This window comes from Micromonospora lutea (genome assembly GCF_016863535.1).
GTDB lineage: Bacteria > Actinomycetota > Actinomycetes > Mycobacteriales > Micromonosporaceae > Micromonospora > Micromonospora lutea.
In genome coordinates, this window is sequence record NZ_BOPB01000009.1 from 54,798 (window position 1) to 78,390 (window position 23,593).

A 23,593-nucleotide genomic window follows, 5' to 3' on the forward strand; every position below is an offset into this window, starting at 1 on the left:
TTCGACTGATCGGGACCGGTCAGGCATATGGGAAGTTTCACGATCGCAGCGGGTCGTTGGCTGTTTCGCTGGCGGACATCGGAGGGTAGGAGGGGAAAGAGCCTCCGCGCCCCCGAGACAGATGCAGGCTGATGCGAAACAGATACCTGGACCTGCTGCGCGCCTTGGCCATCGTGCGGGTCGTCGTCTACCACGTCACCGGTTGGGCTTCGCTGACCCTGCTGTTCCCGGCGATGTCGGTGATGTTCGCGCTCGCCGGATCGCTGATGGCCGGGTCACTGCTGCGGTCCGGACCGACCGCGGTCGGCCGGCGACTACGGCGGCTGTTGCCGTCGCTGTGGGTGGTTGCCGCGATCTTCGTACCGGCGATGCTGCTCACCGGGCTGCCGTTCACCCCGGCAGTGCTGCTCTGGCTTTTCCCGGTGGCCGATCCGCCGGCGAACTACTGGGGTGCGCTGGCGTTGAGCCCTATCTGGTATCTGCGTGACTACCTCTGGTTCGTGCTCGCCTCCCCGGTCGCCCTGTGGCTGTTCCGTCGCTTTCCACTGCCGACCCTGCTCGCTCCGTACTGCCTGTTGCTGGTCATCGAAATAGGCATCTACCAGGACCCGCCGCTCGTCCTACGCGAGTTCGGCCTCTACTTTGGCGCGTGGCTGTTGGGGTTCGCCCACCAGAGCGGGATGCTGCGCCGAATGAGCGTCTGGGTGCTCGGGCCGACCGCGTTCGCACTCGCGGCGGTGGGCGGTGCCTGGATCCTGACCCACCAGGGTCCGCGTGGCTACGACATCAACGACATTCCGCTCGGCAACGCGCTCTGGTCAGCCGCGTTCATCCTGGTGGCACTGGGCCGGGCACCGGCGGCCGTGGCCTGGGTGGACCGTAACGCCCTGGTCGGCCGGGCGGTCACCGTGCTGAACCGGCGGGCGTTGACGGTCTACCTGTGGCACATGGCGTTCGTGGTCGCACTCACCCCGCTGGTGGACGTGGTCGGCTGGTCGCATCAGGATCTGCTGGGCCTGGCGATCCGGGTTGTTCTGGTGTTCCTGCTGGTGGGCCTGGTGACGGCGGTGGTGGGTTGGGTCGAGGATGTGGCGGCGCAACGACCGCCTGAGCTGATTCCCGGCGGCGTTCGCCCGTCGTCGCGATCCACCCGCCGGCGCGCGAGGCCCCACGTCGGCGACGACCACGACCCGAGCGGTGGTCCCGCTTCGGGTGGCGTACCGGAACAGCGTGGCCGGGGCGGGGGAGTCATCGCGCGATGACGCTGATGTCGCCGCTGCCGGTGCGCAGGTCGAGCACGGACGTGGCGGACGGGTCGTGGGTCACGCCCAGGTCGAGCCGGCCGGAGCCGGCCTTCGATCGGACCTGGTACGGGCCCTGCGGCACGGTCACGTTGACGTCGCCGCTCGACGCGTGCGCCCGCGCCGAGGTGGGCTTGTCCAGTTCGAGGGAGATGCTGCCGGACTTCGTCTCCGCGTCCACCTCGCCGCCGAGGCGGCTGCCGGTCACGTCTCCGGAGGAGGCCCGTACCACGACGGGGCCGGTCACGTCGTACACCCTGATGTCGCCCGAGCCGGTCTCCACCCGCACCGTGTCGGTCGCCGCGGCGATCCGCACGTCGCCGGAACCCACCTTGAGATCCACCTGGCCGACGCGACTGAGGTCGACGTCCCCGGAGCCGGTCTCGCCCCGTACGCTCACTCCCTCACTGACCGTCACCTCGTAGGAGAGGCTGCACCGGGCGCCGCAGGAGGTGTCGAGCACCAGTTCCGTGCCCTTGATCTCGTAGGTGACGTCTGGCTGATTGTTCTGGTAGCGGAGCACGCGCTTGACGCGTACCCCGTCCACCCCGCCGTCGGCCCGGACCACCACGTCGCCGGAACCGGGCAGCACCTGGATCGCGGTGATCCGAGCGGACTCCGTGGTGTCGAAGTCCAGCTGTCGGTACGACAGGTTGTCACACCCGACCAGGACGATGAGGGCGGCGGTCGCGGCGATCGCCATGCCGGTTCGGCGTGCGGTGCTCCCTCGCGGCGCGGCGTTGTGGCGCTTGGCGGTGGGCCGATCTGCGGCGGTCGGCCGGGGGACGGCGATGGTCCGGTGCGAAGCCATGCCGAGCACGCTACGGCCGGCGCCACCGGGTGCGCATCCGGGTTCGCCGGCACGGCGACCCCGAGCGGACCCTGAATTCCGACCCGGGGTCGGACCTGATTTCCGGGCGGAGGGGAGAATGGCGCGATGGCCGGGTACCGCCGACAGCTCTACCGCGATGACGCGGTGGTGCTGCGTGTGCAGAAACTCGGCGAGTCGGATCGCATCATCACCTTGCTCACCCGGCGGCACGGCCGGCTTCGCGCGGTCGCCCGGGGGATACGCCGGACCACGTCGAAGTTCGGCGCCCGTCTGGAGCCCTTCGGGCACGTCGACCTGCAACTGGCCGGCGACCCCAAGGGGGAGTTGGGCAGCTCGCTGCACACCGTGAGCCAGGTCGAGGGAATCGACCTCTACGGCAAGCGGTTTCTCGGTGACTATCCCCGGTACACCGCCGCCAGCGCGATCGCCGAGACCGCCGAGCGCCTCACCCCGGTCGAGCGGGAGCCGTCGCTGCGGTTGTTCCAGCTCACCCTGGGTGCGCTGCGCGCTCTCGCCGAGGGCGAGCACGCCACCACGCTGGTGCTCGACGCGTACCTGCTGCGCGGGATGGCGCTGGCGGGCTGGGCACCGGCGTTGACCGCCTGCGCGGTCTGCGGCACCCCCGGCCGACACCGAGCCTTCTCGGTGCCGGCCGGCGGCGCGGTCTGCCCGGACTGCCGGCCACCGGGGGCCGCGCACCCGGCCCCGGCCACCATCGATCTCATGTCGGCGCTGACCGTCGGTGACTGGCGGATCGCCGATGCCACCGAACATGGGGTACGCCGGGAATGCAGCGGCCTGGTCGCGGCGCACCTGCAATGGCACCTGGAACGCGCGTTACGCTCGCTGCCGCTGGTCGACCGGGGTGGTGTGCCGTCGGCATCCGGCGCGGGGCGACCGGCGGGTGACGTCGGCCTGGTGGCCCCGGCTGGTGCAGCGCTGCCGCCCGACCGGGCGTCACAGGACGTGGACAGGGAGAGTAACGAGTGATCCGATCGTCCAGGGCCGGCCGGCGTGAGCCGGTGCCGCCGACCCCACACCCGTCGGGAGCCCGACCGCCGGAGCTGCCGCCGGGGGCGGTACCCCGCCATGTCGCCGTGGTGATGGACGGCAACGGCCGATGGGCCAAGGAGCGCGGGCTGCCCCGCACCAAGGGCCACGAGGCGGGGGAGTTCTCGCTGTTCGACACCGTCGAGGGCGCCATCGAGCTGGGCATCCCCTACCTGTCGGCGTACGCCTTCTCGACGGAGAACTGGCGGCGTTCGCCGGAGGAGGTGCGGTTCCTGATGGGCTTCAACCGGGACGTCATCCGCCGCCGCCGGGACCAGCTGGTCGACCTCGGGGTGCGGGTGGTCTGGTCTGGTCGGGCCGGGCGGCTGTGGAAGAGCGTGATCAGCGAGTTGCAGACCGCCGAGGAGATGTCCCGCGGCAACTCGACGCTGACCCTGCAGTTCTGCGTCAACTACGGCGGGCAGGCGGAGATCGCCGACGCGGCCGCCGCGATCGCCCGGGACGTGGCTGCCGGTCGGCTCGACCCGGCCAAGGTCACCGAGAAGACGGTCGGGCGGTACCTCTACCACCCCGAGGTGCCCGAGGTGGATCTGTTCCTGCGGCCCTCCGGCGAGCAGCGGACGTCGAACTTCCTGCTCTGGCAGAGCGCCTACGCTGAGCTGATCTTCCTGGACACGCTCTGGCCCGACTTCGACCGCCGCCACCTGTGGTACGCCTGCGAGTTGTACGCCCAGCGCGACCGCCGGTTCGGCGGCGCGTTACCCAATCCGGTGGCACCGACCACCTGAACGCTTAGCGGACCGCAAGGGTGGGTATCACCGCTGGCAGCAGCCACTGACGGAGGTGAACTCATATGCTTCGCAAGCGCATCGGGCAGTGGGCGGTGATGGCCATCGCGGTGCCGGTCGCCGCCGCCGGGGCCCGGAAACTGAGCCACACGTTGGAGTCTCGGCGCGGCTCCAACCGGGCCACTCGTCTGCTCAACAAGGGCGCCGATCTGCTCCGCCCACAGCACGCCAAGCGCCGCCGCTTCTTCTGACGCGGCCGGTCGCCTGGGTCTACGGCATCTCGCGGTATCCGAGCTCGGATACCGCGAGATGCCGTAGACCACGATCCTTCGGCTGACTCAGGCCTCGACCTCGGCGCGGTCCGGCGTGGCCCACAGCGTGTGGAACGAGCCGTCCCGGTCGACCCGGCGGTAGGTGTGCGCGCCGAAGTTGTCGCGCAGTCCCTGGATCAGTGCGGCCGGTAGCCGCTCCGCACGCAGCGCGTCGAAGTACGCCAGTGACGAGGCGAACGCCGGGGCCGGCACACCCGCCCGGGCTGCCTCGGCCACCACCCGTCGCCAGCTCGGCACGCCGTCGCGCACGGTGTCGGCGAACCACGGTGCCACCAGCAGGGTGGGCAGCTCCGGCTGCTCGTCGTACGCCTGCTTGATGTGATCCAGGAACCGGGCCCGGATGATGCAGCCGCCACGCCAGATGGTCGCGGTGCCACCCAGGTCGATGTTCCAGTCGTACTCGGCGCTGCCGGCACGGATCTGGTCGAAGCCCTGCGCGTACGCGACGATCTTCGAGGCCAGCAGCGCCCGGCGGACATCCTCGATGAAGGCCTCGCGGTCACTGACCTGCCACTTCTCGCCGGCCTCGGGGAAGGCCCGCAGCGCGGCCTCGCGCTGACCGACGTGGCCCGACAGCGACCGGGCGAAGGTGGCCTCGGCGATGCCGGTGATCGGGATGCCCAGGTCGAGAGCGATCTGGACGGTCCACCGGCCGGTGCCCTTCTGCTCGGCCCGGTCCTGCACCACGTCCACGAACGCCCGCCCGGTGGCGGCGTCGGTGTGCGCCAGCACGTCGGCGGTGATCTCGATCAGGAAGGACTCCAGCTCGCCGGCGTTCCACTCCCGGAAGATCTGCGCGATCTCCGCCGGTTCCGCGCCGAGCCCCGCCCGCAGCAGGTCGTACGCCTCGGCGATGAGCTGCATGTCGGCGTACTCGATGCCATTGTGGACCATCTTCACGAAGTGCCCGGCGCCGTCCGGCCCGATGTGCCGGCAGCACGGCTCACCCTCGACCTGCGCGGCGATCTTCTCGAAGATCGGGCCGAGCTTCTGGTACGACTCGACCGAGCCGCCCGGCATGATGCTCGGCCCGAGCAGCGCGCCTTCCTCGCCGCCGGAGACACCCGTGCCGACGAAGTGCAGCCCGTGGCCGCGCAGCGTCTCCTCCCGACGGCGGGTGTCGGCGAAGTGCGCGTTGCCGCAGTCGATGATGATGTCGCCCTCTTCCAGCAGCGGCACCAACTCGTCGATCACCGCGTCGGTGGGACCGCCCGCCTTGACCATGATGATCACTGCGCGGGGGCGCTCCAGCGCGGCGACGAAGTCCGCCAGGGACTCCGTCGGGACGAAGGTCCCCTCGTCGCCGTGCTCCGCCACCAGCGACCGGGTCCGCTCCGGCGAGCGGTTGTGCAACGCCACGGTGAACCCGTTGCGGGCCAGGTTCCGGGCCAGGTTGCGGCCCATCACCGCCAGTCCTGTCACACCGATCTGCGCCGTAGCCCGATCCGCCATCCTCGTCGCCACCTTCCGCCGTCTACCTGTAGTGGTGCGACGGTATCGCGGCCCCGGGTCGTCGTGCGCCGTCCCCCCACCGCTGGTCATCAGGTGGTCGCGTAGCGCATGACGCGTAATTCGGATGCGTCCCCGTCTCCGGGCCGATAGCGTGCGGACATGCGCTACTGACGCCCCTTTTTCCGAGCCGGGTCCGCCGCCGTCGAGCCGCGACCCGTGTGCTTCCGGGCGTCCGCGTGTGTCCACCCGCCGTCGGCGGTGGTGTCTTCCGTGGTCGGTCCCGGGCAGCAGTCCCATCCGTTCCCGACCGCCCAGGTGGCGGTCCCCACGACCCGGTCGACCGTCCACCGTCTGCTGGTCGTCGGCCGAGCGAGGAGGCACAGATGCCCGCCAAGCGCAGTTCCCGAAAGTCCCGTCCCGACCGTCACTCCGCCGAACTCGCCGCCGTCACACCGGCGAACCTGGACGAGGTCGCGATCGCGCCGATGTCCGTCCTGCCGGCCGTGCCGCCGACGGCACCGAAGGCGGGTCCGCCGGCCACCGGAGCCTCCGGCGTGGGACGCGGCCAGCGGACCGGCCAGGTCCGCCGCTACGCCTTCCGGCGTAGCTGACGGTCCGCGCGCAGGGCCGGATGCGGCGTGGGTACGCCCCACCCCGCCCGGCCCTGCGCCGTGCTGGAGCGGGTGGCCCCGGCCCGAGGGCCGTCAGCCGATCAGGGGACGGAAGGTGCCGAGGGCCACGCTGACGGCCAGCGCCGCACCGGCGGTCGCCGTCGCGCCGACGATCAGCAGCCAGTCGGCCACGCCGAACCGCTGCCGGCGGGCGAAGGTGCGTGGCACGTCGCTGTCGAAGCCCCGGGCGTCCATCGCCACGGCGAGCCGGGTGCCCCGCCGGATCGCACCGACCAGCAGCGTGAACGCTGTCGAGACGAACAATCGCAGTCGGGCCACCGGGCTGCGTCCCGCCTCGACCCCGCGGGCCCGCCGGGCCATCGTGATCATCTGCCACTCCTGGCCGAGCAGAGGCACCAACCGGAACGCGGCCAGCGCGCCGATGGCGAACCGGGCGGGTGCCTTCGCGTTCTGTACCAGCGCGTCGGCCAGGTCGGTCGGGTCGGTGGTGGCGAAGACGATCACCCCGGGCAGGGCCACCGCGAACAACCGCAGCACCAGGCCGAGCGCGGTGACCAGCACACCGGAGGTCACCACCACCGGCCCCGCGTCGAGCAGCACCCGTCCGGACCGGTCGGCGGCGAAGAGCACCAGGGTGACCAGGATGCCGCCGGCCGCGGCCAGCAGCGGCCAGGCCCGGCGGACCAGCAGGCCGGGGTGCACCCCGAACAGCGGCAGCACCGCCAGCTCCACGGCGATCGCGATGGCCGGCGCCACCGGGTCCAACGTGGCCATCAGCGGGAACGCGAACAGCATCGCGGCGGCCAGTTTGGCTACCGGGTTGCGCCGGGCCAGCGGCGCGTCCGGCGCAGCGATCGGCTCCAGAGTGATCATCGCTGCTCCGGGCCGGCTTCGGGCGGGGCGAGGGTCAGCGTGCGGTCGGCCAGCGCGGCCACGAACTCGGCGTCGTGGGTGACCGTGACCAGGCCGTGGCCGGCGTCGCGCAGGTCGCCGAGGAGGTCCACCAGTTCCCGCCAGGTGCGCCGGTCCTGGCCGAAGGTGGGTTCGTCGCAGATCAGCAGGCGGGGCGCGGTGGCCAGGGCAGTCGCCACGCTCAGCCGCCGTGCCTCGCCGCCGGAGAGGGTGTACGGGTTGGCGGCGGCGAGCCGGTCCAGCCGCAATCGGCTCAACAGGTCCGTCACGCGGTCGTGGACCGCCGACTCGGACGCCCCGGTCCGCCTCGGGCCCAGGGCCAGTTCGTCGAAGACGGTGCCGGTGACGAACTGGTGCTCGGGATTCTGGAACACCGAGCCGATCCGGCGGGTCAACGCCGGTGCCCGCCACCGGTGCGGTGCGCTACGCGAGTCGGCCCCGGCCAGTTCCGCGCTCGCCGCCAGCCGCCCGGTGGCCGGCTTGAGCAGCCCACCGAGCAGCAGTGCCAGGGTGGACTTCCCGGCACCGTTCGGTCCGAGCACGGCGAGCGCCTCTCCGGCGCGTACGGTCAGGTCGGTGGGGGCCAGCCGGGGCGGCTGGCCGAGGCGTTCGGCGGTGAGCAGCACCTCGCCGGGCGGGCCGGCGGCGCGGCGTGACGGAATTTCCCGGCCGGGCACCCAGACCCCCTCGGCGGCGAGGGCGTCGCCGTGGGCGGCGAAGACCGCGTCCGGCGGGCCGTCGGCGCGGACGCCACCGCCGGGTTCGAGGACCACCACCCGGTCGACCAGGGGCAGCGCCTCGGCGACCCGGTGCTCGACCAGGATCAACGTGGTGTCGGCGTCGACCGCTCGGGCCAGCGCCGCGCGGATCAGGGCGGCGCCCGCCGGATCGAGGTTGGCGGTGGGTTCGTCCAGCAGCAGCAGGTCGGGACGCAGCGCCAGCACGCCGGCCAGGGCGAGGCGCTGCTGCTCGCCGCCGGAGAGTGCCGCCGTGGGCCGGTCCCGGTGGTACGGGAAGCCGACGCGGTGCAGCGCCTCGTCCACCCGGTGCCAGATCTGTTCGGCCGGCACGCCCCGGTTCTCCAGGCCGAACGCCACGTCGTCGCCGCTGCGGGCCATGACGAGCTGGGACTGCGGATCCTGGAAGACGATGCCGACCCGGTCCCGCGCCTCGGCGGCCGGTCGGCCGTCGATCTCGATCGTGCCCTCGGGTTCCCCGGAGTCCTCGGGCAGCAGCCCGGCCAGCGCGGCCAGCAGCGTGCTCTTGCCGGCGCCGGAGGGCCCGAGCAGCAGCACCCGCTCGCCGTGGTCCACCCGCAGGTCGACCCCGCGTACCGCCCACGCCCGCCGTCCCGCGTGCCGCCAGCCGAATCCCCGCAGCCGCACCCCGCCGCCCATCCCACCCTCCTCTCCGCGCTCACTGGCCCGTGACCCGCAGGTCGGCGGTCGGTGACCACCGACCTGCGGGTGGGGTCAGACGAGCGTGCGTTCGCGACCGGCGGGGAAGCGGTCGAGGACGCCGGTGCGGGCCAGGGCGCGGGTCAGGGCATACGCGCCGGCACCGGCGACCACCGTGGCGCTGACGATGGTGAGCAGGGCGTAGGGGAGCCGGTAGGTGGCGATGTCGCGTCCGGCGTTCCAGTAGACGAAGTCGAAGACGGCTGCGCTCAGACCGGTCAGCGCACCGGCCAGCAGGGCGGCCGGCAGCCGGTACGAGCGGTACCGGAGGGCGGCGAAGGCCAGTTCGGCGCCGACGCCCTGCATCAGACCCTGAAGCAGGACGATGCCGCCCCACTGGCTGCCGAGCAGGGCCGAGATGATCGCCGCCAGCAGTTCGCAGTACAGCGAGGCACCGGGCTTACGGATGACCAGGCCGCCGAGGACGGCCGGCACCAGCCAGACGCCGTAGATCAGGGTCTGTGCCGGCGGGAAGAAGCTGAAGGCGCTGTCGGTGGCGCTCCACACCAGGCCCCAGGCCCAGAAGATGACGCCGAAGGCTACGGCGATGACCGAGGCCACCACGATGTCGATGGTGCGCCAACGATTGCTGTCGGTGGTCTTCATGATGATCGCTCCCAGTCCAGATGCGAACCAGGCAAGACGCACGCCCCGGCCGGCGACGCCGATCGGTGGCGGGCTGGAGGTGGACCGAACTCCCTGCGCTGGCATTACCCAGATCAGGTACGGAGGGTCTGCGGGCGGACCCGCACTCTCAGCGCTGTGCGCTCCCCTGTCGGAGGTGTTGTCTGTCCTGCCGACGCTAACACCCCCGAAGATCCACTGGCAACGTGATCTCCGCAGGTCACGGCCGGATGCTCGCCTCCCACGATCGGTGAGATCCATCGACGTCGTACCGGTCGGACGGTAACCTCAGTCCGCCGATCCGACACGGCCGAAGGACGACGGGTGAGCACAGACACTGACCGGGCCGCGCCGGCTGACGAACCCGAGGGCCGGTCCGCTGGCGGCGGCGTCGACACCCGGGAACGCGCGTCGGAGCCTGCCGTTGGTGAACCGCCCCGGCGCTGGCTCGGCGACCGGATCGGCTCGGTGGAGGTCCTGGCGGCCCTGCTGATCATCCTGATCATCTTCCGGGATCCGATCGCCGCCGCCCTGGACGATCCCCGCCTGCAGACCTGGACCACCGTTTTTGTCTCGATCATGGTGCAGGCGGTGCCGTTCCTGGTCTTCGGAGTGCTGCTCTCCGCCGTGATCGCGGTCTTCGTACCCCGGTCGTTCTGGGCGAGGGCGTTGCCCCGGCACCCGGCGTTGGCGGTGCCGGCGGCCAGCGCCGCCGGGGTGGTGCTGCCCGGCTGCGAGTGCGGCTCGGTACCGATCGCCGGGTCGCTGATCCGGCGGGGCGTCACTCCCGCCGCCGCACTGGCGTTCCTGCTCGCCGCCCCGGCGGTCAACCCGATCGTGCTCACCGCCACCGCGGTCGCCTTTCCCGACAACCCGGAGATGGTGCTCGCCCGGGGCGTCGCGAGCCTCGCCGTCGCCATGATCATGGGTTGGCTCTGGCTGCGGCTCGGGCGTACCGAATGGATCAGGATGCCGCGCCGGCCGGAGCTGGACGACGCGTCCCGAGGCCGGGCCTTCTGGGCCGCGGTCCGCCACGACGTGACCCACGCCGGTGGTTTCCTGGTGCTCGGCGCGATGGCCGCCGCCAGCATCAACGTGCTGGTGCCGGAGCGGTGGTTGCAGACCCTCGCCGACAACGCGTGGCTGTCGATCCTGGCGTTGGCGCTACTCGCCGTACTGCTGTCGCTCTGCTCGGAGGCCGACGCCTTCGTCGCGGCCTCGCTGTCCCAGTTCTCCCTCACGTCCCGACTGGTCTTCCTGGTGGTGGGGCCGATGGTCGATCTCAAGCTCATCTCGATGCAGGCCGGTGTGTTCGGCCGCCGGTTCGCCTTCCGGTTCGCGCCGACCACCTTCGCGGTGGCCCTGCTGATCGCCGTCGGCGCCGGGGCGGTGCTGCTGTGAACCGGCAGGCGCAGGCGGTGGTCCTGTTGCTGCTCGGTGGTGCGGTGATCCGGGCCAGCGTCACCGACCTCTACCTGCGGTACGTCAAGGAGGGACTACGTCCCTTCCTGATCGCCGCAGGCCTGCTGCTGGTCGCCGCTGCGATCATGACGCTCTGGTACGAGCTACGCCCGGCGGCTCCCCGCGCGCTGGCCCCGGTCGGCGGCCCTGGCACCGGCCACGACGACCACGGGCAGGCCCACCACGAGCCTCGGGTCGGGTGGCTGCTCATCCTGCCGGTGCTCGGCCTGCTGCTGGTCGCCCCGCCGGCCCTCGGCTCGTACGCGGCGGGCCAGGCCGGCACCGCGCTGGGCAGCCAGCAGCAGTCGGACTACCCGCCGCTGCCCGAGGGTGACCCGGTGCAGGTGAGCGTCCTGGACTACGCCTCCCGGGCGCTGTTCGACCGGGGTGCGTCGATCGGCGATCGGCGGGTGCAGCTCACCGGTTTCATCGCCACCGGCGCAGACCGCGAGCCGATCCTGGCCCGGATGGTGCTGTCCTGCTGCGCCGCCGACGGCCGCCCGGTCAAGCTCGGATTGACCGGTGACGTGCCGGCCGGGCTGCCCGACGACACCTGGGTGGAGGTGACCGGCCGCTACAGCGACCGGCTCGGCCGGGACCCGGTCAACGACGCCGAGATCCCCTACCTGGAGGTCGAGTCCTGGCGGCAGGTGCCGGCCCCCAAACGCCCGTACGACTAGGCTGCCGGGATGCGTATCGATGCCCGGGGGCTGCGGTTCGACGTCGCCAGCGGCGGCCCGGAGCAGGGTGAACCGGTGCTGCTGCTGCACGGCTTCCCACAGCACTCGGGTGAGTGGGACAACGTTCTGCCGACTCTGCACGTCGCGGGGCTGCGCAGCTACGCGCTGAACCAGCGGGGCTACTCTCCACAGGCCCGGCCCACCGAGGTCGAGGCGTACCGGCTGGGTGAACTGGTCGCCGACGCGGCGGCGGTGCTGGACGCCCTCGGGGTGCCCGCCGCGCACGTGGTCGGGCACGACTGGGGCGCGGTGGTCGGGTGGGCGCTGGCCGCCACCCACCCGGACCGGGTACGCACCCTGACCGCGGTCTCCGTGCCGCACCCCGCCGCGATGGCCCACGCGCTGGCGCACGACCCGCAGCAGAAGGCGCGCTCGGCGTACATGCTGCTGTTCCGGCAGCCTGGGGTGGCGGAGAAAACTCTGCTGGCGTTGAATGCTGCCGGGTTGCGCCGCCTGCTGCGCGGAGTCGGCGACGCTGCCCGGGTGTCCGCGTACGCCGATCCGATGCGTGAGCCGGGCGCGCTGACCGCCGCGTTGAACTGGTACCGCGCGATGTCGAAGGCGGACCTGGCGGCGATCGGTCCGGTGACGGTGCCGACCACGTTCGTCTGGAGCGACGGTGACGTCGCCATCGGCCGGGTCGCCGCGCAGGCGTGTGCCGCACACGTGACCGGGGACTTCCGATTCGTCGAGCTGCCCGGGGTCACCCACTGGATTCCGGACCAGACACCGACGCCGCTGGCCGAGGCGATCCTGACCCGGGTCCGCCCGTCGACCTGACCGGCTGTCGGACGTCGACTCCGAGCGGGTTTCGGGCCGTACCCGGTGGGGCATCAGCGTTGCCGCCGGTGGCAACGGCCGGCGGAACCCCCGGAGGTCTGCGGTGTCCAAGGAAACCGAGAAGCAACGGTGGCAGCGCAACTTCGCCGACCTGCTACAGGAACTGCGCGTCGCGCAGACCGGCGTGCAGATCCTCTTCGCCTTCCTGTTGACCCTGCCGTTCAGCGCCGGCTTCGACGACACCACCCCGTTCCAGCGGGACGTCTACGTCGTCGCGCTGCTGGCCGCAGCCGGCGCCACCGCGATGATCATCTCTCCGGTGGCCTTCCACCGCGCGCTGTTCCGACAGGGACGTAAGCCGGAGCTGGTGCGCTTCGCCCACCGGATGGCCAGCGGCGGCCTCGCCTTCATGCTGATCGCGATGGTGAGTTCGGTGCTGCTGATCACCGACTTCGTGCTGCCCCGACTGATCGCCTTCCTGCTCAGCGCCGTCACCGGCCTGTGGTTCCTGACCTTCTGGATGTTCCTGCCGTTCGCCCGGCGCAACTGGGGTGAGGACGACATCGACGACGACGAGGATCCGAGCGCGCTGACTGAGAGCTGAGCCGAGCCCGGCTGCGGATATCCGTGGCTACCTTTGGGTAACGAACACGGGTAGCCTGCTGAACAGGCGGAACAGTCCGACTGTCCGGATCGAGCCCGGGGGTTTGCCGTGGCCATCGCCGAGAACCACAATCCGTCAGCCACCGACAGCCGTACCGCCGACACCTCCTCGGAGCCGGCGGGTCAACCGTCCGAGCCGGACGCCACCGGCCAGGTGTCCGAGAAGCAGGCGCGTCAGGTCGCCGAGGCGGCCCGGCAGACCACCTGGGACCGGCCCAGCTTCGGCAAGGAACTCTTCCTGGGCCGGCTGCGGCTCGACCTGATCGATCCGTGGCCGCGCCCGGATCCGGAGGAACACGCTCGCGCCGAGGAGTTCCTCGGCCGACTCCGCGACTACGTCTCCTCCGAGGTGGACGGTGCGGCGATCGAACGCGACGCGCGCATCCCCGACGAGGTGTTCCAGGGGTTGGCCCGGCTGGGCGCCTTCGGAATGAAGATCGGCCGGGAGTACGGCGGGCTGGGCCTGAGCAACCTGCACTACTGCCGGGCGTTGATGCTTGTCGGTTCGGTCAGCCCGGCGATCGGTGCGCTGTTGTCGGCACACCAGTCGATCGGCGTGCCACAGCCGTTGAAGATGTTCGGCAGTGAGGAACAGAAGCGTCGCTTCCTGCCCCGGCTGGCGGCTGGCGAGGTGTCGGCGTTCCTGCTCACCGAGCCGGACGTCGGCTCCGACCCGGCTCGCCTGGCCACCACCGCCGAGCCGACACCCGACGGCACCGGCTACCGGATCAACGGCGTCAAGCTGTGGGCCACCAACGGCACCGTGGCGAGCCAGCTCGTGGTGATGGCCCGGGTGCCGAAGGGTGAGGGGCGTCGTGGCGGCATCACCGCCTTCGTGGTCGACGGCGACGCCGAGGGCATCACGGTGGAGCGGCGTAACGCCTTCGTCGGCCTGCGTGGCCTGGAGAACAGCCTCACCCGCTTCCACGACGTCTTCGTTCCCAGGGAGAACGTCATCGGTGGCGAGGGCAAGGGGCTGCGGATCGCCCTGAGCACGCTGACCACGGGCCGGTTGTCGCTGCCGGCGATGTGCGTCGGCGCGGGCAAGTGGGCGTTGAACGTGGCCCGGGAGTGGTCGGCGGAGCGGGTCCAGTGGGGCCGGCGGGTGGGTGAGCACGAGGCGGTCGCCCAGAAGCTCTCCTTCATCGCCGCGACCACGTACGGCATGGAGACCATGCTCGACCTGTGTTGCCTGCTCGCCGACGACGACCGCAACGACATCCGGATCGAGGCGGCGCTGGTGAAGCTCTACGCCAGCGAGATGGCGTGGCGTGTCGCCGACGAGCTGGTCCAGATCCGCGGCGGCCGGGGGTACGAGACGGCCGACTCGCTCGCCACCCGGGGTGAACGCCCGGCCGCGGTCGAGCAGATGCTGCGTGACCTGCGGATCAACCGGATCTTCGAGGGCTCTACGGAGATCATGCATCTGCTCATCGCCCGCGAGGCGGTGGACGCGCACCTGTCGGTGGCGGGCGACATCATCGACCCGGACGCCGGGCTCGCCCGCAAGGCGAAGGCCGGCGCGCGGGCGGGCGCGTTCTACGCGCGGTGGCTGCCGACCCTCGCGGTCGGCAAGGGACAGCAGCCCACCGGGTACGGCGAGTTCGGTCCGCTCGCCGGGCACCTGCGTCAGGTCGAACGCGCCAGCCGGAAGCTGGCCCGGTCCACCTTCTACGCGATGTCCCGCTGGCAGGGTCGGATGGAACGCAAGCAGGCCTTCCTCGGCCGGGTGGTGGACATCGGCGCGGAGCTGTTCGCAATGAGCGCGGTCTGCGTACGCGCGCACGCCGAGCGCGACATCCACCCGGAGAACGTCGAGCTGGCCGACCTGTTCTGCCGGCAGGCCCGGGTCCGGGTCGACGCGTTGTTCACCGCCCTGTGGGAGAACACCGACTCGATCGACGTGACGGCCGCCAAACGGATCCTCGCCGGCCGCTACGCCGCCCTGGAGGACGGCGTCATCACCCCGCCCACCGATCTGCCGTGGGTGGCCCCCTGGACCCCTGGCCCCTCCACCGTCACCTCCGACGCCCGCCGTCGCCTTCCCCCACCCCCTACCCCACCCCGTTGATCATGAGGTTGTTGCGCTCGACACCGGCGGGGCGCGACAACAACCTCATGATCAACACGGTCGGGTGGGAGGGGGGAGGGGGGTGGGTCAGGGGGTTTGGGGGGTGCGGAGGCCGAGGCGGCGGAGTTCGAGGGCGGCGAGGGCGTCGACGGTGGCCTCGTCGCCCTGACGCCACGCCTCGGCGACGTCGGGAGCGATCCGGGTGAGTTCACGGAGCGGCTGGCTGGCCAGGGCACGCAGGGCCAGCAGGTCCCGGCCGGCGGGCGCGGTGGCCAGCGTCGCCGCCGATCCCGCCCGGCGCATCCAGCGAATCCGCAACGGGAGCCAGCCGAACACCACCAGCGAGAGCGGCACGATCAGTAGCCCGACAGCCAGTGCGAGTGCCAACTGATCGACCAGTTCCTGCTGGTCGCGGCCGGCCTCGGCCAACGAACGGGCAGCATCGGCCGCCCGCCCGAACGGGGCGGTCAGCTCGTCGCCGACCAGTGGCACCCGGCCGACCTTGCCGCCGGCCTCGGCCAGGTTGTCGGCCAGCCCACCACCCGCCCCCTCCAGCTTCTGCCCGGGTACGGCCAGCTTCTGCACCAGGTCGTGCACCCACAGCGCGCCCCGGATCGTCGCGTACACCCAGGCGATGACGAGCAGGTCGGTGAGCAGCTGTCGCAGCGCGGTCGGGAAACGATCAGCGTAGATCTTCACGCCGGACAGCCTGCCACGGGCACTGCCGCCCGGCACTCCGACGGCCGCCCCGCAGAACTCGCCGATCGTGCACTCGCCGTCACCGATGCGCTGGCTCTGGCGGCACCTGTCTCGACGGTAGAGGCAGGTCAATAGCGGTGAAGCGGGGTCAGCGGGCGCAGGTCGGGCAGGTGCCGAAGATCTCCAGGGTGTGGCTGACGTCGGTGAAGCCGTGCTGCGCGGCGACCCGGTCGGCCCAGGTTTCCACCGTCGGGCCGGCGACCTCGACGGTACGGCCGCAGGCACGGCAGACCAGATGATGGTGGTGTCCCTCGCTGCACCGGCGGTACAGGTGCTCGCCGCCCGGTGGGCGCATCACGTCGATCTCGCCCGCGTCGGCCAGGCCCTGCAACGTCCGGTAGACCGTGGTCAACCCGACCCGCTCGCCACGATCGCGCAGCATCGCGTGCAGTTCCTGGGCGCTGTGGAAACCTTCCAGTTCGGCGAGCAGCGCGCTCACCGCCGTCCGCTGACGGGTGTTGCGAACGACCGTACCGCCCTCGCTCATGACGACACTCCGCTACGCTCGCTCATGATCCCTCCCCGGCGTGGCTGACCGCGTCGGCCACGATGTGCGCGACGTGCTCGTCGACCAGGGTGTACGCGATCTCCCGCCCCCTCCGGGAGCCACGGACCACGCCCGCCCCACGGAGCACCCGCAGGTGCTGGGAGACCAGCGGCTGGGCCACGCCGAGCTTGTCCACCAGCTCGTGCACGCAGTGCTCCCCATCGGCCAGCTCACTGACGATGGCCAACCGGATCGGTGCCGAGAGGGCGCGCAGCAACTCGCTGGCGCCCTCGTACGCGTCATAGCTGGATCCGCTGGTCACCCTGCAACGGTAACCAATACCGTTGCGCAGCCCGGGTCAGGCCCCGTCCAGCACCACCTCGGGTGGTTCGGCAACCGGCGCGGGCTGAGGTCGGGTCCGGCGGATCCGACGCCAGCCGACGGCCAGCAGGGTGATCACCACGAACGAGGCGATCGCGACCACCACCACCGAGGCGCCGGGCGCGGTGTCGGCGAGCGCCGCCATCCAGATGCCCGCCCCACCGGCGAACAGGCCCAGTGCCATCGCCGCCGCCATCGTGCTGCGGAACCCTCGGGTGACCTGCTGCGCGGTGGCCACCGGGACGACCATCAACGCGCTGATCAGCAGTACGCCGACCGCGCGCATGGCGATCGTGACCGTGATCGCCGTGGTGATCGCGAGCAACACGTTGAGCGCGCGTACCGGCAGGCCGGAGACCCGGGCGTACTCCTCGTCGTGACTGATCGCGAAGAGCGCGGGCCGCAGTCCGATCATCGCGAGCAGCACGGCCGTGCCGAGTACCGCGATGGTGACCACATCCGTGCGGGACGCCGTGCTCAACGCGCCGAACAGGTACGCGTTGAGGTTGGCGCTGGTGCTGTCGGAGAGCCCCACCAGCACCACCCCGCCGGCGATGCCGCCGTAGAAGAGCAGCGCGAGAGCCAGGTCACCGGAGGTACGGCCGCGTTCGCGGATCAACTCGATGACGATCGCGCCGATGGTGGCCGCGATCACCGCCATGATCACGGGGGAGGTCTGGAAGAGCAGGCCGGCACCGACCCCGGTCAACGCGACGTGCCCGATGCCGTCCCCGATCAGCGCCAGCCGCCGTTGCACCAGGTAGATGCCGAGCGCGGGTGCGGTCAGGCCGATGATCAGAGCGCTGACCAGCGCCAGCTGCATGTACTCGTACTGAAAGAGGCTCATGGCGCGCTCCACAGCCCGGCGGGCTCCTCGGGGCCGTGCGGATGGACGTGGTCGTGGTCCGGCGCCGCGTGGTGCCCGGCCGGCTCCGGCACCGGACCGTCGTGCACCACGAACCCCTGGTGTACGACGATCGCCCGATTGATCAGCGGGCGCAGCGGACCCAGTTCGTGGGCGACGAGCAGGACGGTGCCCCCGCCGGCGGTGAAGTCACGCAGCGCACCGGCGAACGCCTCCTGGCTGACCGCGTCCACGCCGGCCGTCGGCTCGTCGAGGATCAGCACCTCGGGTCGCCCGGCCAGCGCCCGGGCGATCAGGGTGCGCTGCTGCTGCCCACCGGAGAGGGTGGTGACCGGGTCCTTGGCCCGGTCGGCCAGCCCGACGGCGCGCAACGCCTCGGCGACGGCCTCCCGGTCGGCGCGCCCGGGTGGGCGCAGGATTCCCCGGCGGGCCAGCCGCCCGGCGGCGACCACCTCGGCGACGGTCGCCGGCACCCCACTGCCGGCGCCGAGGCGCTGCGGGACGTATCCGACGCGGTGCCATTGTCGGAACCGGCGGATCGGTCGGTCGAAGAGGGCCACGGTGCCGGCGCTCAGCGGGACCAGTCCGAGAATGGCGCGGATCAGGGTGGACTTGCCGGAGCCGTTGGCGCCGAGGACCGCGACCACCTCACCGGCGGCCACGGTCAGCGAGACGTCACGGAGCACGGGACGGCCGTCGTAGCCGACCACCCCGTTCGTGACGGTGATGACGTCAGGTGTCACGAGCAGCTCAACGCCGTCCGCAGGGTCTGCAGATTGGTACGCATCACCGAAAAGTAGTCCCCGTCGCCCTCGGCTGACAGGCCCTCAAGGGGATCCAGCACCGCGGTCCGAGCACCGACCTCACGGGCGATGGTCTCGGCCACCTTCGGGCTGACCAGCGTCTCGAAGAAGATGGTGGTGGCCTGGTGTTCCCGGGCCTCCTCGGCCACCGCCGCCAGCCGCTGCGGGGACGGCTCGTCCTCCGGGGTCAGCCCGGTGATGCCGATCTGCTCCAGCTGGTACTTGCGCGTCAGGTAACCGAACGCGGTGTGGCTGACCACGATCTCCCGGCGTTGGCAGGTCTGCAGCCCTTCGGTGAACTCCGCGTCGAGCCGTTCCAGCTCGGTACGCAGGGTGGTGGCCCGCTGGGTGTACTCGCCGGCCCGGTCCGGGTCGATCGTGCCGAGCCGCTCGGCGAGCTTGTCGCCGATGGTGGCCAACCGGCTCGGGTCGAGCCAGACGTGCGGGTCCTTGACACCGCCGGACGCCTCCTCGGCGTGGCCGTGCCCGTCCTCCTCGCCGTCGTGGCTGTGACCACCGGCGGTCACGTCCTGCAGGGGTTCCACGGTCGCCACGTCGAAGGCGCGGTCACCAGCGTTCCGTTCGACCGCCTCGTCCACGGCGGGCTGGAAACCGTGCAGGAAGAGGACCAGCTCCGCCTCGTTGATCTGGCCGACCTGACGCGGATTCAGCTCCAGGTCGTGCGGCTCGGCGCCGGGGCGGGCCAGGTTCGTCACCGCCACCGCGTCGCCGCCGATCCGTTCGGCCAGAAACTGCAACGGGTAGAAGCCAGCCACCACGTCGACCCGCTGCGGGTCGGTGCCGGCGCTGCCGTCGCTCGAACAGGCGGTGACGCCGGTCAGAGCGAGCAGGGCAGCCGTGGCGGTGGCCAGGGCGCGCGGGGCGGGGCGGAAGGTCATAACCTCGACTCTCCGCGACAACGACAATGATTGTCAAAACCGCATGCTTGCATGTTCAGAGCAGCTTCACCAGGCCGACGGTGACCAGCAGGGTCAGCACGATCAGCCGGATCGCCCGGGTCTGCGGGGTCTGTACCGACCAGGTGGTCACCAGCAGGGCGGTCAACGCTCCGGCCAGCGACAGCGTCAACAGACCGCCGATCATGCCCGGGGCGAAGAACGCGACCAGCGCGAGAAGAAGGGTGACCAGGAACACCGTCGTCGGGTTGGTCCGGGCCAGTCGGCGGGCGAGGCCAGGCTGCGTACGCTGCATCCCACAGACTCTACGAGGAGGAGGACCCGGTGCTGGTGACCAACCGGTTCGTGGTCGACGAAGACGTCGCGGAGGCGTTCACCGCCCGGGCCCACGCGGCCCTCGCCGCGCTCGCTGCCCGGCCCGGCTACCAGCGCGGACAGTTGGTCCGGGCGCTCGACGATCCCCGTCACTGGTGCCTGGTCACCGAATGGGAGTCGGTGGGCACCTACCGCCGGGCCCTCGGCGGCTTCGACGTGAAGATCACTGCGGTGCCGCTGCTCGCCGAGAGCGTCGACGAGCCGTCCGCGTACGAGGCGTTGGCGACCGCCGCGCCGGGTGGGGACGTGGTCACGGTCGCCAGCGACCGGGCTGCGGGTCCTTACCGCTGAGTCGCCTGGCATTACGCTGGCTCCTATGACCGCTCCCGGACCGGCAGCCCCACCACCAGATCCCTCGCTGCCCGGTCAGCAGGGACCTCAGGTCCCCGGCGCAAGCGCCATGCCGCCGGCCGTATCCGGGCCGCCGCTCCACCCCGGCCCCGGCCCCGCGCCCGCAGGCCAGCTGCCGTCCGGTCCGACTCCGGGTGCGGAGCAGGGCGTACCGGTGCCGCCGACCGGGCCCGGAGCGGCGCCACCGTTCGCGGCGCCGCCGACCGAGGGTGGACGCTCACGGCTCTGGCTCGGTCTCGGCGCGGGCGCGCTGGCCCTGCTGCTCTGTTGCGGTGGCGGGGGCACTGCGGTGGTCGGTCTGCTGGTCAGTGGCGTGCAGGCGATCGAGGAGCAGGGCCGTACGGTCTCCGCCGACTACTACCGGGCGCTCTCCAACGGTGACTACGGCCAGGCCTACGACCAGCTCTGCGAGGACGCCCGGCGGCGCGAATCCCGACAGGAGTTCGAGCGCCGCTCTGCCGCCGAGCCGCAGATCTCCTCCTACCGGGTCGGCGACGTGGACACCACCACGCTCACCGTGCCGGTGGAGGTGACCTACAGCGGCGGCGGCCAGGAGCGCCAGCAGGTCGTGCTCGCACAGGATCCGCAGACCGGTGGCATGGAGGTCTGCGGAGTCAACTGACCGGCCGCAGGTAATGTGCTGGGTTCGAGACCGTACCGGTCATACCGTGGTCCCGAGCCGTACCCGCCGACCCGTCACGTCCCCGCCGACCGCCAGTCGGCGTAGGAGGAAAAATGCCAGCCGACCGTATCGACGCCGTCGTCAGCCTCGCCAAGCGCCGAGGCTTCGTCTTCCCCTCCAGTGAAATCTACGGGGGCACCCGGTCGGCGTGGGACTACGGCCCGCTCGGCGTGGAGCTCAAGGAGAACGTCCGCCGGCAGTGGTGGAAGACCATGGTCCAGCAGCGCGACGACGTGGTGGGCCTGGACTCCGCGGTGATCCTCGCCCGGGACGTGTGGACCGCCTCGGGGCACCTGGAGGCCTTCGTCGACCCGCTGACCGAGTGCCAGTCCTGCCACAAGCGGTTCCGCGCCGACCATCTCGAGGAGGCGTACGAGGCCAAGCACGGCCGCCCGCCGACCTCGCTGGCCGAGCTGAACTGCCCCAACTGCGGCAACAAGGGGACCTTCACCGAGCCACGGATGTTCAACGGCCTGATGAAGACCTACCTCGGCCCGGTGGAGAGCGACGAGGGTCTGCACTACCTGCGGCCGGAGACCGCCCAGGGCATCTTCGTCAACTACCGCAACGTGGAGACGGTCGCCCGCAAGAAGCCGCCGTTCGGTATCGCGCAGACCGGTAAGTCGTTCCGTAACGAGATCACCCCGGGCAACTTCATCTTCCGTACGCGTGAGTTCGAGCAGATGGAGATGGAGTTCTTCGTCGAGCCGGGCACCGATGAGCAGTGGCACGAGTACTGGCTCGCCGAGCGTTGGAACTGGTACCTCGACCTCGGCCTCTCCGAGAACAACCTGCGCTTCTACGAACACCCCAAGGAGAAGCTCTCCCACTACTCGAAGCGCACCGTCGACATTGAGTACCGGTTCCAGTTCGGCGGCACCGAGTTCGCCGAGTTGGAGGGCATCGCCAACCGCACCGACTTCGACCTGTCCACGCACAGCAAGCACTCCGGCGTCGACCTGTCGTACTTCGACCAGACCAAGCAGGAGCGGTGGATCCCGTACGTGATCGAGCCGGCCGCCGGCCTCACCCGGGCGGTGCTGGCCTTCCTGCTCGAGGCGTACGACGAGGACGAGGCGCCGAACACCAAGGGCGGTGTCGACAAGCGCACCGTGATGCGCTTCGACCCGCGACTGGCCCCGGTCAAGGTGGCGGTGCTGCCGTTGTCGCGTAACGAGGCGCTCTCACCGAAGGCGAAGCAGCTCGCCGCCGACCTGCGCAAGCGCTGGGTGGTCGAGTTCGACGACTCGCAGGCGATCGGTCGCCGTTACCGCCGGCAGGACGAGATCGGCACCCCGTTCTGCGTCACCGTCGACTTCGACACGCTGGACGACAACGCGGTGACGGTGCGGAACCGGGACACGATGACCCAGGAGAGGATCGGCCTGGACCAGGTCGAGCGCTACCTGATCGACCACCTCCCCGGCTGCTGAGCCGGCTGGAGAGAATCTCTCCACCGCCGGCAAGGGGATGTTCGCGTCCCCTTGCCGTGGCGCATCGGAGGTCTAAGCTGGTCCGGCAGTGGACGGTGGGCGGAAGGGCGCATAGGAATGGTCGAGCTCGGACGCTCCGGTGATCTTCCGCTGCTGCCGAGTCAGGCCTGGTTCATGCATCAGATGCTCCCGCACATGCTGAACCCGAACAACTGGAACCTGAGCCAGGTCGTGCAGCTGCCTGCAGCTGCCGACAGCGACCTGGCCCAGGCTGCCGTGGCTGCGGTCTGGCGCGAGCAGCAGGCGCTGCGACTTACGTTCCGGCAGGACGCTCAGGGCTGGCGCCAGCGCGTCGGGGACGTTGAGACGCCCGTACCATTCCATGTCGTCGACTTCTCCGGACTTGACCCGGGTCACTATCAGGAAGCCGGCGAGATCCTCTTCGACCAGGCGCAGTACAGCCTGAACATCGAGGCCGGTCCACTGGTTCGGTTCGTGTATGTGCGGCTGGCCAACGGGCTCCCACCGCGATTGCTGGTCGCGGTTCATCATCTCGTCTGTGACGGTCTGTCGCTGTGGATACTGACGTCCGAGATCGAGAGAGCTGTCGATCGGCTGCTGGCTTCGCGGCCACTGGGGTCCGGTAGGGCGGCCCCCTATGTGGACTGTGTGCGGGCGCTCGAGGAGTACGTCGCCTCGGAGGCGTTGCACGCCGAGATCGACCACTGGTCGACGCTGGGGCAGCAGGCCGTGGGCCGGCCGTTCGGCGAACCGCATCCGCACAACGGTCTTTTTAAGCAGTGGGCGACCATACTGGTACGCGCCGAGCACGCGCCGGCCAGGGTCATCGCGCGTGACTGGCCAGGACGGTCGTTGGTGCCGCTGGAGCTGGTCTCGCTGGCGCTGGTCGTGGACGTGATGACCGAGTTGGTCGACGGTCCGATCTGGGTCGAGGTGATCGGGCGTGGGCGAGACCTGACTCGTGGGCGGACCGGCGAACTGGTGTTTCCGCACCGTGTGCGGCGGACCGTCGGTTGGTTCTCCACCGCGGGTCTGGTGCTGTTGCCGCCGCGCGGGGAACTCGACCCGGAAGCGTTCGTCCGCCGGGTCGGCGACCAGCTCGACGCCGCACCCAACAAGGGGATGGGATTGAACCTGTTGCGGTGGTTGGCACCGCCTGGTGGACACTCCACCGTTGTCGATCGGATCGGCGCCTCGTCGGCGTTCGTGTTCAACTACCTCGGCTCCGTCGACAGCAGTCGGGCCGAGACGCTCAAGAAGGGTGTCTCGCTGCCGCTCCTGCCGAAAAACCGCGATCCTCTCCTGCCCCCCGCGCCGATACACGTGCGGGTCGTCGCGGCAGACGACGAGCTGCTCTTCTTCATCGACTACGACCCGGGACGCCAGGCACCGTCCGACATCGCGGGTGTCGTGACATTACTGGAGACGGCTTGTAAGCGTTATGCCCAGATTTGATGGGTAGT

The 23,593-nt window shown here is 70.9% G+C and carries 26 protein-coding genes and 1 riboswitch; of the genes, 14 read left to right on the forward strand and 12 right to left on the reverse strand.

The window, feature by feature from the left end:
* Positions 1–131 precede the first annotated feature (131 nt).
* Positions 132–1,262, forward strand: a complete 1,131-nt coding sequence (locus Vlu01_RS08160) for an acyltransferase family protein (RefSeq protein ID WP_203996166.1) — start codon at positions 132–134, stop codon at positions 1,260–1,262.
* On the opposite strand, the gene Vlu01_RS08165 is transcribed toward Vlu01_RS08160, so the two are convergent.
* Entirely contained in the window at positions 1,249–2,112 is an 864-nt protein-coding gene (locus Vlu01_RS08165) for a DUF4097 family beta strand repeat-containing protein (RefSeq protein WP_239095780.1), read from the reverse strand. The two genes, Vlu01_RS08160 and Vlu01_RS08165, sit on opposite strands and share 14 nt — an antisense overlap.
* Positions 2,113–2,238: 126 nt before the next feature.
* Here Vlu01_RS08165 and recO point away from each other — a divergent pair, with 126 nt between their 5' ends.
* The 3 genes from recO to Vlu01_RS08180 all read left to right on the forward strand — a co-directional run bounded on the left by recO (position 2,239) and on the right by Vlu01_RS08180 (position 4,183).
* A complete protein-coding gene (recO, locus tag Vlu01_RS08170; protein ID WP_239095781.1) occupies positions 2,239–3,123 on the forward strand; it encodes a DNA repair protein RecO in 885 nt (294 codons plus the stop codon).
* A 32-nt stretch (positions 3,124–3,155) separates the two neighbouring features.
* Entirely contained in the window at positions 3,156–3,932 is a 777-nt protein-coding gene (locus Vlu01_RS08175; protein WP_203997050.1) for an isoprenyl transferase, read from the forward strand.
* A 65-nt stretch (positions 3,933–3,997) separates the two neighbouring features.
* A complete protein-coding gene (locus Vlu01_RS08180) occupies positions 3,998–4,183 on the forward strand; it encodes a hypothetical protein (protein WP_203996167.1) in 186 nt (61 codons plus the stop codon).
* An 87-nt stretch (positions 4,184–4,270) separates the two neighbouring features.
* Here the strand turns inward: Vlu01_RS08180 and gnd are convergent, their stop codons facing one another.
* Entirely contained in the window at positions 4,271–5,716 is a 1,446-nt protein-coding gene (gene gnd / locus Vlu01_RS08185) for an NADP-dependent phosphogluconate dehydrogenase (RefSeq protein WP_203996170.1), read from the reverse strand.
* Between the two features lie 383 nt (positions 5,717–6,099).
* Between gnd and Vlu01_RS08190 the strand changes: the two genes are divergently transcribed.
* Positions 6,100–6,327, forward strand: a complete 228-nt coding sequence (locus tag Vlu01_RS08190) for a hypothetical protein (RefSeq protein ID WP_203996172.1) — start codon at positions 6,100–6,102, stop codon at positions 6,325–6,327.
* 93 nt (positions 6,328–6,420) lie between these two features.
* Here Vlu01_RS08190 and Vlu01_RS08195 read toward each other — a convergent pair whose 3' ends face one another.
* From Vlu01_RS08195 to Vlu01_RS08205, 3 genes are all read right to left on the reverse strand, one after another.
* A complete protein-coding gene (locus Vlu01_RS08195; RefSeq protein ID WP_203996173.1) occupies positions 6,421–7,221 on the reverse strand; it encodes an energy-coupling factor transporter transmembrane component T family protein in 801 nt (266 codons plus the stop codon).
* Positions 7,218–8,657 (reverse strand): ABC transporter ATP-binding protein, encoded by a 1,440-nt coding sequence (locus Vlu01_RS08200; RefSeq protein WP_203996174.1) that lies wholly within the window; start codon positions 8,655–8,657, stop codon positions 7,218–7,220. The genes Vlu01_RS08195 and Vlu01_RS08200 overlap by 4 nt, the downstream gene beginning before the upstream one ends.
* 75 nt (positions 8,658–8,732) lie before the next feature.
* A complete protein-coding gene (locus Vlu01_RS08205; protein ID WP_203996175.1) occupies positions 8,733–9,323 on the reverse strand; it encodes an ECF transporter S component in 591 nt (196 codons plus the stop codon).
* Between the two features lie 72 nt (positions 9,324–9,395).
* Positions 9,396–9,501, reverse strand: a riboswitch (TPP riboswitch).
* 164 nt (positions 9,502–9,665) lie between these two features.
* Between Vlu01_RS08205 and Vlu01_RS08210 the strand changes: the two genes are divergently transcribed.
* The 5 genes from Vlu01_RS08210 (at position 9,666) to Vlu01_RS08230 (ending at position 15,056) form a co-directional block, all read left to right on the forward strand.
* Positions 9,666–10,742 (forward strand): permease, encoded by a 1,077-nt coding sequence (locus tag Vlu01_RS08210; RefSeq protein WP_203996176.1) that lies wholly within the window; start codon positions 9,666–9,668, stop codon positions 10,740–10,742.
* Complete coding sequence (locus tag Vlu01_RS08215; RefSeq protein ID WP_203996177.1) at positions 10,739–11,482, forward strand: TIGR03943 family putative permease subunit; 744 nt, start codon at positions 10,739–10,741, stop codon at positions 11,480–11,482. Before Vlu01_RS08210 ends, Vlu01_RS08215 begins: the two co-directional genes overlap by 4 nt.
* A gap of 9 nt (positions 11,483–11,491) precedes the next feature.
* Complete coding sequence (locus Vlu01_RS08220; RefSeq protein ID WP_203996185.1) at positions 11,492–12,322, forward strand: alpha/beta fold hydrolase; 831 nt, start codon at positions 11,492–11,494, stop codon at positions 12,320–12,322.
* Between the two features lie 103 nt (positions 12,323–12,425).
* A complete protein-coding gene (locus Vlu01_RS08225; RefSeq protein WP_203996187.1) occupies positions 12,426–12,926 on the forward strand; it encodes a DUF6328 family protein in 501 nt (166 codons plus the stop codon).
* Positions 12,927–13,034: 108 nt separating this feature from the next.
* The gene (locus Vlu01_RS08230) at positions 13,035–15,056 is read left to right on the forward strand and encodes an acyl-CoA dehydrogenase family protein (RefSeq protein WP_373307314.1); all 2,022 of its coding nucleotides are present in this window, start codon (positions 13,035–13,037) and stop codon (positions 15,054–15,056) included.
* An 87-nt stretch (positions 15,057–15,143) separates the two neighbouring features.
* Here Vlu01_RS08230 and Vlu01_RS08235 read toward each other — a convergent pair whose 3' ends face one another.
* From Vlu01_RS08235 to Vlu01_RS08265, 7 genes are all read right to left on the reverse strand, one after another.
* Entirely contained in the window at positions 15,144–15,755 is a 612-nt protein-coding gene (locus tag Vlu01_RS08235; protein WP_203996189.1) for a hypothetical protein, read from the reverse strand.
* Positions 15,756–15,903: 148 nt separating this feature from the next.
* Positions 15,904–16,302, reverse strand: a complete 399-nt coding sequence (locus Vlu01_RS08240) for a Fur family transcriptional regulator (RefSeq protein WP_203996191.1) — start codon at positions 16,300–16,302, stop codon at positions 15,904–15,906.
* Between the two features lie 22 nt (positions 16,303–16,324).
* Complete coding sequence (locus Vlu01_RS08245; RefSeq protein ID WP_203996192.1) at positions 16,325–16,624, reverse strand: ArsR/SmtB family transcription factor; 300 nt, start codon at positions 16,622–16,624, stop codon at positions 16,325–16,327.
* Positions 16,625–16,660: 36 nt separating this feature from the next.
* Entirely contained in the window at positions 16,661–17,530 is an 870-nt protein-coding gene (locus Vlu01_RS08250; RefSeq protein ID WP_203996193.1) for a metal ABC transporter permease, read from the reverse strand.
* Entirely contained in the window at positions 17,527–18,291 is a 765-nt protein-coding gene (locus Vlu01_RS08255) for a metal ABC transporter ATP-binding protein (protein WP_203996194.1), read from the reverse strand. The genes Vlu01_RS08250 and Vlu01_RS08255 overlap by 4 nt, the downstream gene beginning before the upstream one ends.
* Positions 18,288–19,250: a metal ABC transporter substrate-binding protein gene (locus Vlu01_RS08260; RefSeq protein WP_203996195.1), complete on the reverse strand. Its 963-nt coding sequence runs from the start codon at positions 19,248–19,250 to the stop codon at positions 18,288–18,290. Before Vlu01_RS08260 ends, Vlu01_RS08255 begins: the two co-directional genes overlap by 4 nt.
* Before the next feature lie 55 nt (positions 19,251–19,305).
* Positions 19,306–19,563, reverse strand: a complete 258-nt coding sequence (locus Vlu01_RS08265) for a hypothetical protein (protein WP_203996196.1) — start codon at positions 19,561–19,563, stop codon at positions 19,306–19,308.
* Between the two features lie 29 nt (positions 19,564–19,592).
* On the opposite strand from Vlu01_RS08265, the gene Vlu01_RS08270 reads away from it, so the two are divergent.
* From Vlu01_RS08270 to Vlu01_RS08285, 4 genes are all read left to right on the forward strand, one after another.
* Positions 19,593–19,934 (forward strand): antibiotic biosynthesis monooxygenase family protein, encoded by a 342-nt coding sequence (locus Vlu01_RS08270; RefSeq protein ID WP_203996203.1) that lies wholly within the window; start codon positions 19,593–19,595, stop codon positions 19,932–19,934.
* Between the two features lie 172 nt (positions 19,935–20,106).
* Positions 20,107–20,616 carry an Rv0361 family membrane protein gene (locus tag Vlu01_RS08275; protein WP_239095814.1) on the forward strand — a complete coding sequence of 170 codons (510 nt, stop codon included), beginning with the start codon at positions 20,107–20,109 and terminating at the stop codon, positions 20,614–20,616.
* A gap of 113 nt (positions 20,617–20,729) precedes the next feature.
* Positions 20,730–22,109, forward strand: a complete 1,380-nt coding sequence (locus Vlu01_RS08280) for a glycine--tRNA ligase (RefSeq protein ID WP_203996205.1) — start codon at positions 20,730–20,732, stop codon at positions 22,107–22,109.
* 117 nt (positions 22,110–22,226) lie between these two features.
* Complete coding sequence (locus Vlu01_RS08285; RefSeq protein ID WP_203996206.1) at positions 22,227–23,585, forward strand: condensation domain-containing protein; 1,359 nt, start codon at positions 22,227–22,229, stop codon at positions 23,583–23,585.
* The last annotated feature ends 8 nt before the right edge of the window (positions 23,586–23,593 follow it).

Coding starts and splice junctions, on each gene's coding strand:
- Vlu01_RS08160 (WP_203996166.1), top strand. CDS start 132: ATGCGAAACAGATACCTGGACCTGCTGCGCGCCTTGGCCATCGTGCGG.
- Vlu01_RS08165 (WP_239095780.1), bottom strand. CDS start 2,112: ATGGCTTCGCACCGGACCATCGCCGTCCCCCGGCCGACCGCCGCAGAT.
- recO (WP_239095781.1), top strand. CDS start 2,239: ATGGCCGGGTACCGCCGACAGCTCTACCGCGATGACGCGGTGGTGCTG.
- Vlu01_RS08180 (WP_203996167.1), top strand. CDS start 3,998: ATGCTTCGCAAGCGCATCGGGCAGTGGGCGGTGATGGCCATCGCGGTG.
- gnd (WP_203996170.1), bottom strand. CDS start 5,716: ATGGCGGATCGGGCTACGGCGCAGATCGGTGTGACAGGACTGGCGGTG.
- Vlu01_RS08190 (WP_203996172.1), top strand. CDS start 6,100: ATGCCCGCCAAGCGCAGTTCCCGAAAGTCCCGTCCCGACCGTCACTCC.
- Vlu01_RS08195 (WP_203996173.1), bottom strand. CDS start 7,221: ATGATCACTCTGGAGCCGATCGCTGCGCCGGACGCGCCGCTGGCCCGG.
- Vlu01_RS08200 (WP_203996174.1), bottom strand. CDS start 8,657: ATGGGCGGCGGGGTGCGGCTGCGGGGATTCGGCTGGCGGCACGCGGGA.
- Vlu01_RS08205 (WP_203996175.1), bottom strand. CDS start 9,323: ATGAAGACCACCGACAGCAATCGTTGGCGCACCATCGACATCGTGGTG.
- Vlu01_RS08220 (WP_203996185.1), top strand. CDS start 11,492: ATGCGTATCGATGCCCGGGGGCTGCGGTTCGACGTCGCCAGCGGCGGC.
- Vlu01_RS08240 (WP_203996191.1), bottom strand. CDS start 16,302: ATGAGCGAGGGCGGTACGGTCGTTCGCAACACCCGTCAGCGGACGGCG.
- Vlu01_RS08250 (WP_203996193.1), bottom strand. CDS start 17,530: ATGAGCCTCTTTCAGTACGAGTACATGCAGCTGGCGCTGGTCAGCGCT.
- Vlu01_RS08260 (WP_203996195.1), bottom strand. CDS start 19,250: ATGACCTTCCGCCCCGCCCCGCGCGCCCTGGCCACCGCCACGGCTGCC.
- Vlu01_RS08265 (WP_203996196.1), bottom strand. CDS start 19,563: ATGCAGCGTACGCAGCCTGGCCTCGCCCGCCGACTGGCCCGGACCAAC.
- Vlu01_RS08280 (WP_203996205.1), top strand. CDS start 20,730: ATGCCAGCCGACCGTATCGACGCCGTCGTCAGCCTCGCCAAGCGCCGA.
- Vlu01_RS08285 (WP_203996206.1), top strand. CDS start 22,227: ATGGTCGAGCTCGGACGCTCCGGTGATCTTCCGCTGCTGCCGAGTCAG.